Annotated in this window: 11 protein-coding genes; 5 read left to right on the top strand and 6 right to left on the bottom strand. The window is 63.7% G+C overall.

The window, feature by feature from the left end; translation table 11 throughout:
• Window positions 1–451 precede the first annotated feature (451 nt).
• The 4 genes from GFD25_RS09920 to GFD25_RS09905 all read left to right on the top strand — a co-directional run bounded on the left by GFD25_RS09920 (window position 452) and on the right by GFD25_RS09905 (window position 3,234).
• Entirely contained in the window at window positions 452–835 is a 384-nt protein-coding gene (locus tag GFD25_RS09920; protein WP_163232391.1) for a hypothetical protein, read from the top strand.
• 71 nt (window positions 836–906) lie between these two features.
• Window positions 907–1,278 carry a hypothetical protein gene (locus tag GFD25_RS09915; RefSeq protein ID WP_163232389.1) on the top strand — a complete coding sequence of 124 codons (372 nt, stop codon included), beginning with the start codon at window positions 907–909 and terminating at the stop codon, window positions 1,276–1,278.
• Entirely contained in the window at window positions 1,275–2,153 is an 879-nt protein-coding gene (locus tag GFD25_RS09910) for an FtsK/SpoIIIE domain-containing protein (protein ID WP_163232387.1), read from the top strand. Before GFD25_RS09915 ends, GFD25_RS09910 begins: the two co-directional genes overlap by 4 nt.
• A complete protein-coding gene (locus tag GFD25_RS09905; RefSeq protein WP_163232385.1) occupies window positions 2,086–3,234 on the top strand; it encodes a protein rep in 1,149 nt (382 codons plus the stop codon). Before GFD25_RS09910 ends, GFD25_RS09905 begins: the two co-directional genes overlap by 68 nt.
• 259 nt (window positions 3,235–3,493) lie before the next feature.
• Here the strand turns inward: GFD25_RS09905 and GFD25_RS09900 are convergent, their stop codons facing one another.
• From GFD25_RS09900 to gltB, 5 genes are all read right to left on the bottom strand, one after another.
• Window positions 3,494–3,958 carry a tripartite tricarboxylate transporter TctB family protein gene (locus GFD25_RS09900; RefSeq protein WP_163232383.1) on the bottom strand — a complete coding sequence of 155 codons (465 nt, stop codon included), beginning with the start codon at window positions 3,956–3,958 and terminating at the stop codon, window positions 3,494–3,496.
• A 100-nt stretch (window positions 3,959–4,058) separates the two neighbouring features.
• The gene (locus tag GFD25_RS09895) at window positions 4,059–4,442 is read right to left on the bottom strand and encodes a hypothetical protein (RefSeq protein WP_163232381.1); all 384 of its coding nucleotides are present in this window, start codon (window positions 4,440–4,442) and stop codon (window positions 4,059–4,061) included.
• A gap of 92 nt (window positions 4,443–4,534) precedes the next feature.
• Window positions 4,535–5,470, bottom strand: coding sequence for a C39 family peptidase (locus tag GFD25_RS09890; protein ID WP_163232379.1), 936 nt, complete (start codon window positions 5,468–5,470; stop codon window positions 4,535–4,537).
• Between the two features lie 158 nt (window positions 5,471–5,628).
• Window positions 5,629–7,161 (bottom strand): glutamate synthase subunit beta, encoded by a 1,533-nt coding sequence (locus GFD25_RS09885; RefSeq protein WP_163232377.1) that lies wholly within the window; start codon window positions 7,159–7,161, stop codon window positions 5,629–5,631.
• Window position 7,162: 1 nt separating this feature from the next.
• The gene (gene gltB / locus GFD25_RS09880; RefSeq protein WP_163232375.1) at window positions 7,163–11,734 is read right to left on the bottom strand and encodes a glutamate synthase large subunit; all 4,572 of its coding nucleotides are present in this window, start codon (window positions 11,732–11,734) and stop codon (window positions 7,163–7,165) included.
• A gap of 237 nt (window positions 11,735–11,971) precedes the next feature.
• On the opposite strand from gltB, the gene lepB reads away from it, so the two are divergent.
• On the top strand, window positions 11,972–12,616 hold the full coding sequence (lepB, locus tag GFD25_RS09875; RefSeq protein ID WP_163232373.1) for a signal peptidase I: 645 nt from the start codon (window positions 11,972–11,974) through the stop codon (window positions 12,614–12,616).
• 99 nt (window positions 12,617–12,715) lie between these two features.
• Here the strand turns inward: lepB and GFD25_RS09870 are convergent, their stop codons facing one another.
• On the bottom strand, window positions 12,716–14,254 hold the full coding sequence (locus GFD25_RS09870; protein ID WP_204314868.1) for an aminotransferase class I/II-fold pyridoxal phosphate-dependent enzyme: 1,539 nt from the start codon (window positions 14,252–14,254) through the stop codon (window positions 12,716–12,718).
• Window positions 14,255–14,273: the final 19 nt, after the last annotated feature.

Here is a 14,273-nt window from a genome sequence, read left to right as displayed (position 1 = left end):
AGACCTACCTCTCCGATGTTCACCTCGCGCTCATCGCCATCCACCTCAAACGACCCTTAGAGTAAACACACCCTAGTCAGTTTCCGCATATCCCGGGAATTCGGCGGGTCGCCCCCACCTTATCCCGGCTTCAACACCCAACGCATGCGTCCGCAACACACGACCCGCCGAGACGGCACGACAACAGACGGCATCCGGATCGGAAACGAAGAACAACAGCATTCCCCTCATGAGTAAGAACGGACGGATGTTGAGCGTCCGCCCGGGAATGAGCTCGTCATGTCCCGGAACCACGAACGCGGATCGCAGCCGGATCCCGAAACCGGCTCAGAGATCCGGACGCGCGTCGATCGGGGGTGGGAGGGTCATGATGCGCCGGCGGATCCTCATCCGCGCATAGATGTGACGGTAAGAACGGGAAAGTCCCGTTCGATGACAGGAAGGAACTCTGATGTATCAGTATCCGATGGATCAGCAGCAGCTCGGCAGCATCGAGCTGCTGTCGGTCGCTACGGCAGAGTATGACGGCGAGGTCATGAAGCGGGATGACAAGCCCGTCCGCGTGTGCAGTGCGCTCATCATGCCGCCCGACGGGCATCCCGAGATCATGGAGGTCAACATTCCCCGCTCAGAGCAGTTCAATATTCCCGAGCGAACGAAGATTCGATTCGAGAATCTGACCATTCGCGGACGAATCAGCAAGAAGGGGTCACTTGTCTACGTTTTCGACGCGGACGACATGATCGCGGACGGCAAGACCGACACGAAACCCGGAGAACCGGCCAAGGACAAGCCCATTGACAACGGCCTGAACAAGCCGTTCGGTCTCAAGTAGCCCAAATAAAGGGCGGCCTCTGCTCAGCCATGATCAGACCGCCCCTTCCATCCATTTTTGAAAGGAACATCATGCCCGACTGGCTACTCACACCACCGACCGTCACGCTGCTCGCCGCATTCGTGACACTGGCCGCACTGGCTGCGATCATAGGGTATCTCGCCGTAACGGCCGACGGGATGCGCTGCACGGTTCAGGCGGTTCTGCGCTCGTACGGCGACCACCTGCCCGAACACGTAAGGGTCCGCTACCTGTGGCACATGCCGTTCACATGGGGTTATCCCCGTATCATGCACATCCGTGTGCCGGTAAGCGAAGTGCCGCGCATCCGCGACGAGGAACAAGCCAACCGGATCGGCCAACAGATCCGTGATACTTACGAGATGGGCGGCGCCAGGACATGGCTGCGCCGTGGATACCGGTACTGGACGATCACGCGATGAACGGATGGCTGCAACGGCTACTGCATAGGGGTGACCCCGAATCACCCCTATGCTTTTACGACACCATCAGCCACGACTGGATCCGACTGACTCCCGGACAACACATCGCCCTGATCGGGGTCAGCGGCAGCGGCAAATCGAACCTGATCGCCGACCTGCTCGTCAACCTCAGCCCCCATATCGACGACGGCACCGCGCTCGTCTACGGCATCGACCTCAAAGGAGGAATCGAACTCGACCGTTTCGGCGGCTGCCTGGCCGATCTCGCCACTACGTTGGATGAGACGGTCACGCTGCTCGAACGTCTCAATCAACAGCTCGACCAACGCATGCGGATATTACGCGCGGCACACAAGACCAGCATCCGGGTAAGCCGCGACACGCCGATGATCCTGGTCGTCGTGGACGAGGCCGCCGAACTCACCGGAGGCATCGACAAACAGACCAAGCAGCAACAGGAACGAATACGCGTCCTGCTCGACCGTCTCCTCCGTCTCGGCCGGGCCTGCAAATTCACGATACAGCTCGCTAGTCAGGACCCACGCAAGGAAAGCATGCCACTACGCGACCGGTGCCCGACCCGCATCGCCCTACGACTCAACAGCATCGAGGAAACCAAAATGCTGCTCGGAGACAGCGCCGTACAGGCCGGAGCCGCACCCTGGCTCATCGGACCCCGACAGCCCGGTACCGGCTACATCTACGACGCGGAACGCAACAGGGCGATCCGATTCCACGGACAACAAGTGCCCGACGACGTGATCAAGAACCTGCGCGACACGCATCCCACGCGCATAGGCACCACGCATGACGGACAATGCGGCACCACAGACGACACCGACGACAAGGACAAGAACGCCACTTCAACGGCTTGAGGACAGGCGAGACTGGCGGCAACGCCAGTGGGAACGCCGTAACCGGTCATCCGCATGGCTCATCGACGAAGCTGTCAAACAAGCCGACGACGCCCTAGGCTTCGTCAAACCCAGCAGGATTGCCCGCTGCGGATGGCCGATCGGCAAACCCACCATACAACTCATCGGTCACACGGCCTCGATTACCGGACTCGAACACTGTGCCTCGCCGTGGGCGTGCCCGATCTGTTCGACGATCATCCGCGCCGCACGAGCCAAAGACCTCCAGCAAGCCGCGGACGCATGGACGCAGGCGGGTCACGGGCTAGTGTTCGCGACGCTCACCCGGCCGCACACGAAGGCCGAGCCGCTTGTCACCGGCATGGACATGATCGGCGGCGCATGGATGGCCATCACCGCCAGCCACCAATGGCGCACCATCAAACAGGCATATGGCATCCGGCACTGGGCGCGCAGTCTCGAGATCACATGGAATCCCCGGTCCGGCTGGCACGTCCACATCCACATGCTCGTATTCACCGACAACCCCCATACGGACTGCAAGGCCATGCAAGTCGATATGCTCGACCTGTGGAACCGGCAACTCGAACGGCAAGGCAGCCGACAGGCCGGCAAACGACATGGAGTGATCGTCCTACCCGTCACCACCACGCCCGCACAGGTCGGCGGATACATGAGCAAGCCACCGGACTCCATCGGCAGCGAGATCACCCGCATGGACAACAAAACCAGCCGCAAACAGTCATTCGCACCGTTCCAGCTCCTCGATCCCGACGCTATCGACGAACTGGGAGCCGGCACGGCGCGACGGCTCTGGCTCGAGTACGTGAACGCGACGCGCGGTCAACGATCAATCACATGGAGCCGCAAACTCCGATCCGAACTCATCGGTATGCCAGAACGGACCGACCAGCAGATCATCGACGACACCACGCACGGCACCGACGTCATCGACATCCCCACCGGCCAATACCGGCAGCTCAAACGATCCCCCAGCCTCATGGCCTACATCATGAGCCGCATCGAAACCGGGGAAATCCCACTCGCCGAAGACATCATCAACGACATTGACAACAAGTGACGAGCAGCAATGTCCCCCAATGTCCCACGAGACTCGCCTACCGGGAAGGTCCTCACCCTGTGATTGGCTATATTTCAACGAAGAGCGGGATCGATTCTTTAACGGGTGAGAATATCGACCTTCATTGGTACACCTCTCCAATCTGTTGATAACTGATTGCTACCACTGCTAACTCTAGGCCATCGGACACGAAAAAACGCACAATCTCCGCGTTCGTGTTGCGTCTGATCGTGCGTTTTGTCGAAAGTTCGGCCATCGGTCAGATGGCGGTGCCGTTCTGGTCGAGGTTCGGATTGTTCTTGGAGTTGCCGGCCGTGAAGAACAGGCTGAGCACTCCGACGATGAACACGCCGGCCACGACGGCGATCAGCCACACCGGATGGCTCGGCAGCCACATGACCACGCAGAACGCGACGGCGGCGAGCACGATCAGCACCCAGCTGACCACGCGGAACCACTGGTGCACGGAATGCGGCGCCTTGAACGCCTTCGGATCACGGTAGTTCGGATCGGATTCGAACGTGGAGTCGATTTCGTCGGAGTCGAAGTGCGCGGTCGGCTTCCACGGGCCGTCGGTGCCTTCCTGGATACGGCGGGACTTCTCCTGCAACGCGTATTCGTCGATCATGTGCGCACGGCCACGGCCCCGCGTCTGATCATACTGCTGCGGGATTCCCCTGCGCTGGTCCTTCGCGGCCTTGCGACGTTCTGCACGGTTCGGCATTCCACTACTCCTCTACTGCGAGACGGATAACACTGTGTGCCAGTGTACCGCGCTCCCCCGCCGTACGTCGTGCATGTCCCATCGGAACGTCCGCGTCATATCACCATCCCAAAACGAGCATGACGGTAAGGACCATGACGCCGACGACCGGCAGCGTGACGACCGGCATGCCGATGGTGACAAGAACGACGACGATGCGCAGGAGCAACGGCTTTGCCGTATCACCTTGCATATCTTGCGCACCCGACCAGACGATGCGCAGCACGGCGACGGCGATCCAGACCGCGTATCCGACGACGGTGAGCAGCAACAGTCGCCAAATACCGGACATGGTGTCGCAATTGGGCTGGGTGAGATCGCATGACAACGGCAGTCCGGAGAACACGTTCGAAACGGTCCGGTCGTCGATCCAGCACCATGCGGTCGGCAGCTGACAAATAAGACCGATCCACCACAGTATGCGCAGGATCGTTCGTTTCGTCATCGCCATTTCCGATCACCCTCGTTCCGTTCATTTCCAATATAGGTCAGTATCCCTCGGGAATAAGCGCCGGAAGCCGGAAATGCGGGCAAGGTTCACCAGATATAGGCCGGTTCCTCGTTGGATCTGATCGCATCGATCATCTCGCTCGCGGCGACGATCTTCAGGCCGCCGTAGGTCTCGTCCTGCACGCGGTACCACGGGTCGCGGTATGTCCAGTGCGTGACGGTACCGTCGGCGTCCGCGTCGTATCCGGTGATGACGATCATGTGGTTGAACCGACCGAACGACGGGTACATCGATTGGACGTCGATGGCGGCGAACACCGGGTATCCGTCGTCGAGATCCGTTTTCGCGCGTTCCATGAACGTGCGCGCGACGGCCGGATCCGTGTCCCCTATCGCGATGGTCTGCACGCGATAGCCGGCTCCGTTCGGGTTCGGGTCCTCGACGCCGAACAGGTACCGGTTGGCGACGCGGGCTAGGTCGACGTATTCGGTGCCAGTGTCGGGCTTTGTGCTCATGGCCGCGGCGAGCGTGGCCTGGTCAACGTCAATGCCTTTGTACCGCAACGCCATTTGCAGCGTGGCCGGCACGCACCAGTATCCGGTTTCCTGCACGCTCTGGGGAACGTCGAGACGGACGCGCGTCGCCGTCGGAACATTCGGCCGATCGTCCGGTTCCGATGGCTGATCGTTCCGGTCCACCGTTTCCGTGGTCTTGCCGCCTCCGGCTTCGCGGAACCATGCGTCGCCGGGATAGGAATCGTCCACGCCCATGTTCAGTCCGGCGAGCACGCTCGGATCGATCAGTTCCGATTCGTTCGGAATGGGTCGGCCCGTGGACCGCGGTACGATGCCTCTGTCAAGATCGTCATGATCGGGTTCGATCATGTTATGCGAAGACGAACCCGGCTGAGACTGATGACGGACCGATTCTCCCGTCCGCGCATGCCATGCCACGCCGCACACCGTCAGCATCGCGATTGCGGATATCGTGCCGACCGTCGCGGCAATACTGCGTCGCCTCATCGCGCACCGCCTTCCCTATGGTTCCATGGTATCCGCAGTGCGCATGCGCCACACGAATCAACCCGTGTCCGATACGTGAAAAGCCCTTCCGCCGTGACAACGGAAGGGCTTTTACGGGCATATGATCGGCCCCTGCGGGACCGGTCACGACACGATCGTCAGCGAGGCAGCATCATCGGACGCTGGGAGGCGACGATCGGCGCGGGCAGCTCGGTGGAGCCGGTCAGGTATTCGTCCACGGCGGCGGCGCAGGAGCGTCCCTCGGAGATCGCCCACACGACGAGGCTCTGACCGCGGCCGGCGTCGCCGGCGACGAACACGCCGTCCTGCGAGGTAGCGAACTTGTCGTTGCGAGCCACGTTGCCGCGCTTGTCGAGCTCGACCGGCAGCTGGTCGACCAGCGTGGTGGTGTCCGGATGCAGGAAGCCGACGGAGATGAGCACGAGGTCGGCGGGCAGCACACGTTCGGTGCCGGGCTGGCGGGTGAACGGACCGTTCTCGCCCGGAGCCACGTCGACGACCTTCAGACCGGTCACGTGACCGGTCTCATCGGCCACGAAACCTTCGGTGGCGGTCGAGTTCTCGACGTGCACCTTGGCCTGTTCCTCTTCGGAGCCGACGAAGTTGACCGAATCGGTGCTGTACACGTAGGTGCCGCCTTCCTCCATCGAGGAGGTCTTCTGGTACAGGCGGGCGAAGGTCGGCCACGGCTGGCTGTCGGGACGCTGGCTCGGTTCCTTCGGCATGATCTGCAGCACGGTCACGTCCTTCGCGCCCTGGCGGATGGACGTGCCGAGGCAGTCGGAACCGGTGTCGCCGCCGCCGATGATGACGACGTGCTTGTCCTTCGCGGTGATGTCGTGCACCGGCTTGACACCGTACACGCGGCGGGTCGCGTCGGGCAGGAACTCCATCGCGAAGTGGATGCCCTTGAGCTCGCGGCCGGGGATCTTCATGTCACGCGGCACGGTCGAACCGATGGCGACGACGACCGCGTCGTAGCGGGAGCGCAGGTCGTCCCAGCTGATGTCCTTGCCGATCTCCACGCCGGTGCGGAAGCGCGTGCCTTCGGCTTCCATCTGCTTGACGCGGCGGTCGAGCAGTCGCTTGTCGAGCTTGAAGTTCGGGATGCCGTAACGCATCAGGCCGCCGATCGCGTCGTCGCGCTCGTACACGACGACCGTGTGGCCCGCGCGCGTCAGCTGCTGGGCGCAGGCGAGGCCGGCGGGGCCGGAGCCGACGACCGCGACGGTCTGATCGGTCAGGCGCTGCGGAGGCAGGGGCTTGACGTAGTCGAGATCCCACGCCTGATCGATGATCGTGCACTCGTCGTTCTTGATCATCGTCGGCGGCTGGTGGATGCCGAGCACGCACGCGGCCTCGCACAGGGCCGGGCAGATGCGGCCGGTGACTTCGGGGAAGTTGTTGGTGGTGGACAGGCGGTTGTACGCGTCCTCCCACTTCTCCTGGCGCACAAGGTCGTTGAACTCGGGAATGATGTTGCCGAGCGGGCAGCCGGTCATACAGAACGGGGTGCCGCAGTCCATGCAACGGGCCGCCTGTTCGGTGGTCCACGGCTGCAGGCCGGATTCGGCGTGCACGTCGAGCCAGTCCTTGATGCGCTCGGCGACCGGGCGTTCGGCGAGCTCTCGGCGGGTACGGACCTTCAGGAATCCACGAGGATCTCCCATGTCAGCGCGCTCCTTCCATCACATGCTCGTACACCTGTTCCCAGGCGCCGGGCGCATTGAAATCGATGTTGTCCTCTTCGGCCTGCTTCATGGCCGCGGTCATGGCGAGGAAGTGTTCGGGCACCACGCGGGTGAAGCGCAGCACGTTCTCGTCCCAGTTGGCAAGCAGTTCCTTGGCGAACGCGGAGCCGGTCTCCTTGGCGTGCTGCTCGACCAGGTCGCGCACGATCGGCGCGGTCGTCTCGTCGAGCGGTTCGAACAGCAGCGAGCCGTTCTTGCGGCCTTCGGGGTTGACCTGGTTCATGTCGAGGTCGAGCACGTACGCATTGCCGCCCGAGAAGCCGGCGCCGAAGTTGCGGCCGGTGGAGCCGAGCACGACGACGGTGCCGCCGGTCATGTACTCGCAGCCGTGGTCGCCCACGCCCTCGACGACGAACGTCGCGCCGGAGTTGCGCACGGCGAAGCGCTCGCCCGCGCGGCCCGCGACGAACATCTGGCCGGAGGTCGCGCCGAAGCCGGTCACGTTGCCCGCGATGACGTTCTCGTGCGGGTCGAAGGTCACGTCATCGTTCGGACGCACGATCAGGCGGCCGCCCGACAGGCCCTTGCCGGCGTAGTCGTTGACCTCGCCGATCACGCGGATCGTCTCGCCGCTCGGGATGAACGCGCCGATGGACTGGCCGCCGGCGCCGTGGAACGTCATGTCGATCGTGTTGTCCGGCAGACCGGCCGCGCCGTAACGGCGGGTGATCTCGTAGCCGACCATCGTGCCGAGCGTACGGTTCACGTTGCGGATCGGCAGGTCGATCGTCACCGGCTCCTTGTTCTCGAGCGCCGGCTGGGCGAGCTCGATGAGCTTGTTGTCGAGCGCCTTGTCGAGCTCGTGGTTCTGCGGCTCGGTGTTGTGCAGGATGGTGCCGGGGACCGGGCCGGGCTGCATGAGCACGTTGGTCAGGTCGATGCCGTCGGCCTTCCAGCGCTTGATGGCCTCGTTCTGGTCGAGGCATTCGACGTGGCCGACGGCCTCCTTGAGCGTGCGGAAGCCAAGCTCGGCGAGGATCTCGCGCACCTCCTCGGCGATGTACATGAAGAAGTTGATGACCGACTCGGGCTTGCCGCGGAAGCGGGCGCGAAGCTCCGGATCCTGGGTGGCGATGCCCTGCGGGCAGGTGTTCTTCTGGCAGGCGCGCATCATGACGCAGCCTTCGACGATCAGCGCGGCGGTCGCGAAGCCGAATTCCTCGGCGCCGAGCAGCGCGGCGATGACCACGTCGCGGCCGGTCTTCAGCTCGCCGTCGCACTGCACGACGATGCGGGAGCGCAGACCGTTCAGGATCAGCGTCTGCTGGGTCTCGGACAGGCCGATCTCCCACGGGGTGCCCGCGTGTCGGATCGCGTTGAGCGGGGCCGCGCCGGTGCCGCCGTCGTAGCCGGAGATCAGCACCACGTCGGCATGGCACTTGGCCACGCCGGCCGCGATGGTGCCGACGCCGAACTCGGAGACGAGCTTGACGTGGATGCGCGCCTTCGGGTTCGCCATCTTCGCGTCGTTGATGAGCTGCTTCAGATCCTCGATCGAGTAGATGTCGTGGTGCGGCGGCGGGGAGATGAGCTCCACGCCCGGGGTCGCGTGACGGACCTTGGCGATCCACGGCGGGACCTTCGCGCCGGGCAGGTGGCCGCCCTCGCCGGGCTTGGCGCCCTGCGCGAGCTTGATCTGCAGGTCGGTGGCGTGCACGAGGTAGTCGGAGGTCACGCCGAAGCGGGCGGACGCGATCTGCTTGATGCGGCTGTAGCGCAGCGGGTCCTCGATGCGATCGTCGGATTCGCCGCCCTCGCCGGAGTTGGAGCGCGCGCCGAGCGTGTTCATGGCGATGGCGAGCGTCTCGTGCGCCTCCTGCGAGATGGAGCCGTAGCTCATCGCGCCGGTGGAGAAGCGCTTGACGATCTCGCTGGCCGGCTCGACCTCGGAGATGTCGATCGGCTTGCGGTCGTGCTTGAACTTCATCAGGCCGCGCAGGGTCATGATGCGGTTCGACGTGTCGTTGATGTGGTGCGAGTACTTCTTGAACATCTGGTAGTCGCCGCGCGCGGTGGACTGCTGGAGCAGGAAGATCGCCTCGGGGTCGTTGAGGTGGCCCTCGCCGGTGCGACGCCACTTGTATTCGCCGCCGGTCTCGAGGTTCATGTGCGGGGTGGCCGTCCACTGGTTCGGGTAGGCGACGCGGTGGCGGATGGCGACCTCCTCGGCGATCTCGTCGAGGCCGACGCCGCCGACCTGGGAGACGGTGCCGGTGAAGTACTTGTCGACCGTTTCCTTGCTCAGGCCAACGGCCTCGAACAGCTGCGCGCCACGGTAGCTCATGATCGTGGAGACGCCCATCTTGGCCATGATCTTGAGCACGCCGATGGACAGCGCCTTGGTGAGGTTCTTCACGGCGGTGGGCGCATCGACCTTGAGGTAGCCGGTGCGGGCGAGGTTCTCGACGGATTCGAACGCGAGGTACGGGTTCACGCAGGCCGCGCCGTAGGCGATGAGCAGGGCGACATGGTGAATCTCGCGCACGTCGCCGGCCTCGACGGCCATCGAGATCTGCGTGCGGGTGTGGCGGCGCAGCAGGTGGTGCTGCACGGCCGCGGTGAGCAGCAGCGACGGGATCGGGCCCCACGTGTGGTTCGATTCGCGGTCGGACAGCACGATGAAGTTGCAGCCGTTCGCGATCGCGTCGTCGACTTCGGAGAAGATCTCCTCGAGCCGCTCCTCGAGCGCCTTGCCGCCGCCGGCGACCTGGTAGAGGCCCTTGACGACGAACGGACGGTAGTAGCCGCCGAGCACCTTGGCCTTGTCGAGGCGCTTGAGCTGGGCCATTTCGTCGGAGTTGATGACCGGCAGCGGAATGAGGATCTTCTTGGCGTGCAGTTCGGAATCCTCAAGCAGGTTCGGCTCCGGGCCGATAGCGGACTCGAGCGAGGTGACGATCTCCTCGCGCTCCCAGTCCAGCGGCGGGTTGGTGACCTGCGCGAACTTCTGATGGAAGTAGTCGAACAGCATGCGGCTGCGCTTGGAGAGCACCGGCAGCGGGTTGTCGTTGCCCATCGAGCCGAGCGGCTCCTTGCCGGTGTTGGCCATCGGGGCGAGCAGGAGCTTCAGGTCCTCCTCGGTGTAGCCGAACGCGCGCTGGCGGCGCTGCACGGACTGGCCGGAGTGGCTCACGTGCTCGCGCTGCGGCAGGTCGCTCATCTCGACCGAGTTGCCTTCGACCCACTGGCGGTACGGATGCTGCGAGGCGAGGCTCTTCTTGATCTCCTCGTCTGGGATGATGCGGCCTTCGTCGGTATCGACGAGGAACATCTTGCCCGGCTCCAGACGGCCCTTCTCGACCACGTGCGCGTCGTCGATCTCGGGCAGCACGCCCGCCTCGGAGGCGAGCACGAGGTAGCCGTCGTCGGTGAGCTGCCAACGGCCGGGGCGGAAGCCGTTGCGGTCAAGCAGCGCGCCGACCTGCGTGCCGTCGGTGAAGATGATGTCGGCCGGTCCGTCCCACGGCTCGATCAGCGTGTTGTTGTACTCGTAGAACGCCTTGACGTCCGGGTCGAGCTGGTCGTTGTTCTCCCAGGCCGGCGGCAGCATCATCGAGATCGCGTGCGGCAGGGAGCGGCCGGCGAGGTGCAGCAGCTCAAGGCATTCGTCGAACGTGCCGGAATCCGAGTAGCCGGGCGTGGTGATCGGCAGCAGCGGCTTGAACTCGCCGAGCAGTTCGGAGCTCAGGCGGCCTTCGCGCGCGGACAGCCAGTTGCGGTTGCCCTGGATGGTGTTGATCTCGCCGTTGTGGGCGAGCAGACGGAACGGCTGGGCGAGCGGCCAGCTCGGGAACGTGTTCGTGGAGAAGCGCGAGTGCACGATCGCGATCTTCGCCTTCATGAGCGGGCTGCTCAGGTCGGGGAAGAACGGGGTGAGCTGCATCGTGGTGAGCATGCCCTTGTACGTGATGGTGCGGGCGGACAGCGACGCGAAGTAGATGCCCACCTCATGCTCGACGCGCTTGCGGATGCGGAACGTCTTGCGGTCGAGGTCGATGCCGGCGAGCTTGCCGTCCGGGTCGGCCACGACGAGCGTCTTGAAGCTCGGCATGGAGGCGAGGGCCTGCAGGCCGAGGCCGTCCGGGTTGGTCGGCACGACGCGCCATGCGAGCACGTCGAGGCCCTCCTCGCGCACGATGGCGGCGATGGCCTGCTCCTGCTGGCCGGAAGTGGCGATGTCGCGGTCGAGGAACGCGATACCGGCCGCGTAATGGCCTTCCTCGGGCAGTTCGACTCCGACGGTGGCGCGCATGAACTCGTCGGGCATGCTCATAAGGATGCCCGCGCCGTCGCCTGTGTTCTCCTCGGCGCCTACCGCGCCGCGGTGGTTGAGGTTGACGAGCACCTCGATGGCGTCGTCGACGATCTTGCGTTCGGGTCGCTTGTTGAGGGTGGTGACCATACCCACGCCGCATGCGTCATGCTCGGCGCCGGGGTCGTACAGACCTTGTGATTTATGTATGCTCAGATCGAGCGGGGCGTGGAAAGTCACCGAAACCACCTTCATATCGTTTTGGCAGAGCCACCGGGATTCTGCGGTTCTTTGGTCAATGCGTAGACAGAGTACCGCTCAGTCATGTCAAACAGGTTTCACCGTCCATATACCGAGTCGGGAAATTTGTCAATACCCAATTTTAACGGAAAACCTTCCTCCGGCGAAAACCGGTCGGGGGCAGACCGGTGTTATATGATGTGCCAGTCATCGCCGAATCAGGAACAGGGGCATCACATGGCAACAGGCAAGCACGTGGCACCGCGCCGGACGAATCCGGCCGACGAATCCGGCACGGACACGGTGGGTGAACTGCTGAGCTGGGTGCCGTGGATCGTGGTGCCGGTCGTCGTGGTGGCGCTGGTGCGCGTGTTCCTGCTCGGCACGTATGTGATTCCGTCCGGCAGCATGCTCGACACAATCCAGTTGGAGGACCGCGTGGCGGCGATCAAGGTGATGAAGCCCGAGCGCGGCGACATCGTCGTGTTCAGGGATCCGGACAACTGGCTGACCGCCGGCAAGGGCGAGTATCTGATCAAACGCGTGATCGGCATGCCCGGGGACACGGTCAGCTGCGACGGGGGCGGCGCTCCTCTCAAGATCAACGGCGTGGCGATCGACGAATCGTCGTATCTGCGCTCGGGGGTGAATCCGTCCGACCAGGCGTTCAGCGTCACGGTCGGCGAGGGCATGATGTGGGTGATGGGCGACAACCGTTCGGGCAGCGCCGACAGCCGCGCCCACCAGAACGACGCGAACGGAGGCCAGGTGCCGTTGGACAACGTGGTGGGCGTGGCGGTGTTCACGTTCTGGCCGCTGACCCGCATGCATGTGCTCGACTCGCATCATGACGTGTTCGCGTCGGTGCCGGAAGCGCAGTGATTCTTCGTGCGGCCGATGCCGCGACAACGAACGGGCGGGGGCGATCCTATCCGAGAAGGATCGCCCCCGCCCGCATTGTCGGCCGATAACGGCGTCGGCTTACTGGCGGTAGTACGACAGGAAGTCGGTGAGCTTGTCGACCGCGTCCTTGAGCACTTCGATGCGCGGCAGGTAGACGATGCGGAAGTGGTCCGGCTCCTGCCAGTTGAAGCCGCCGCCACGCGTGATGAGGATGCGCTTGTCGTGCAGCAGGTCGAGCGCGAACTCTTCGTCGTCGGTAATGTTGAACTTCTTCACGTCGAGTTTCGGGAAGATGTAGAACGCGGCTTTCGGCTTGACCGCGGTGACGCCGTCGATCGAGTTGAGCGCGTTGTAGATGTAGTCGCGCTGGTCGTGGATGCGGCCGCCGGGCACGATGTAGTCGTTGACGGACTGGTGGCCGCCGAGCGCGGTCTGCACGATCGACTGGGCGGGCACGTTCGAGCAGATGCGCATGTTGGCGAGCATGTTGAGGCCTTCGATGTAGTCCTTGGCGATGCGCTTGTTGCCGGAGAGCACCATCCAGCCGACGCGGTAGCCGGCGATCATGTGCGACTTCGACAGGCCGGAGAACGTGACGCAAAACAGGTCTGGCGCCATCGAGGCGATCGAGACGTGCTTCAGACCGTCCATGACGAGTCGGTCGTAGATCTCGTCGGAGAAGATCATGAGCTGGTGTTCGCGGGCGAGGTCGACGATCTGCTGGAGTACTTCGGGCGGGTAGAGCGCGCCGGTCGGGTTGTTCGGGTTGATCAGGACGATCGCGACGGTGCGGTCGGTGATCTTGGATCGCATATCGTCGATGTCCGGATACCATTCGGACTGCTCGTCGCACACGTAGTGCACGGCGGTGCCGCCGGCGAGGTTCACGCAGGCGGTCCACAACGGGTAATCGGGGCTGGGCACGAGCACCTCGTCGCCGTCGTCGAGCAGCGCGGACATCGACAGGTTGATGAGCTCGCTCACGCCGTTGCCGGTGTAGATGTCCTCGATGCCGACATTGGGGATGTTCTTGAGCTGCGCGTACTGCATGATGGCCTTGCGGGCGGAGAACAGTCCCTTGGACGCGGAGTAGCCTTCGGTGTCGGTCAGCTGGCGGGACATGTCGTAGACGACCTCGTCGGGCGTGCGGAAGCCGAACGGCGCTGGGTTGCCGATGTTGAGCTTGAGCACGTGCATGCCCGCCTCCTCCATGCGGGCGGCCTCGTCGACGACCGGGCCGCGCACGTCGTAGAGGACATTGTCGAGTTTGGTGGATTTGTGGAACTGACGCATGGGGATTCCTTCTTCCGACAGGATGATTGGGTGGTCTGACGTTGCGTGTTGTTGTGATGATGCCGGCGAGATGGAGGCTGCGACCGGCTGCGACCGGCTCGCCGGCGGCGTATCATGGCCGAGCAGCCACTCCTCGTCGACGCCGAGCGTGTCGGCGAGGAACCGCAGCGTTTCCGTGCGCGGTATGGTCTTGCCGCCGACATACTGGCTGATGTGGCTTTTGCCGAGTTTGACCCCGGCCCGTTCGGCGGCATGTACGATGTCGACCTGTTTGAGATGGCGTGCGCCCATCGCCGTCTTCAGCCGCGTCGCAAAACTTTCCATGCCGCTCCCCCAATCCCGG

This window comes from Bifidobacterium aerophilum (genome assembly GCF_010667685.1).
Taxonomy (GTDB): Bacteria; Actinomycetota; Actinomycetes; order Actinomycetales; family Bifidobacteriaceae; genus Bifidobacterium; species Bifidobacterium aerophilum.
This window is presented reverse-complemented; position numbering and strand designations above follow the sequence as displayed.

What these genes read in the sequence shown, in the direction of transcription:
- GFD25_RS09920 (WP_163232391.1), top strand. Translation starts at nt 452, where the DNA reads ATGTATCAGTATCCGATGGATCAGCAGCAGCTCGGCAGCATCGAGCTG.
- GFD25_RS09915 (WP_163232389.1), top strand. Translation starts at nt 907, where the DNA reads ATGCCCGACTGGCTACTCACACCACCGACCGTCACGCTGCTCGCCGCA.
- GFD25_RS09910 (WP_163232387.1), top strand. Translation starts at nt 1,275, where the DNA reads ATGAACGGATGGCTGCAACGGCTACTGCATAGGGGTGACCCCGAATCA.
- GFD25_RS09905 (WP_163232385.1), top strand. Translation starts at nt 2,086, where the DNA reads ATGACGGACAATGCGGCACCACAGACGACACCGACGACAAGGACAAGA.
- GFD25_RS09900 (WP_163232383.1), bottom strand. Translation starts at nt 3,958, where the DNA reads ATGCCGAACCGTGCAGAACGTCGCAAGGCCGCGAAGGACCAGCGCAGG.
- GFD25_RS09895 (WP_163232381.1), bottom strand. Translation starts at nt 4,442, where the DNA reads ATGACGAAACGAACGATCCTGCGCATACTGTGGTGGATCGGTCTTATT.
- GFD25_RS09890 (WP_163232379.1), bottom strand. Translation starts at nt 5,470, where the DNA reads ATGAGGCGACGCAGTATTGCCGCGACGGTCGGCACGATATCCGCAATC.
- GFD25_RS09885 (WP_163232377.1), bottom strand. Translation starts at nt 7,161, where the DNA reads ATGGGAGATCCTCGTGGATTCCTGAAGGTCCGTACCCGCCGAGAGCTC.
- lepB (WP_163232373.1), top strand. Translation starts at nt 11,972, where the DNA reads ATGGCAACAGGCAAGCACGTGGCACCGCGCCGGACGAATCCGGCCGAC.
- GFD25_RS09870 (WP_204314868.1), bottom strand. Translation starts at nt 14,254, where the DNA reads ATGGAAAGTTTTGCGACGCGGCTGAAGACGGCGATGGGCGCACGCCAT.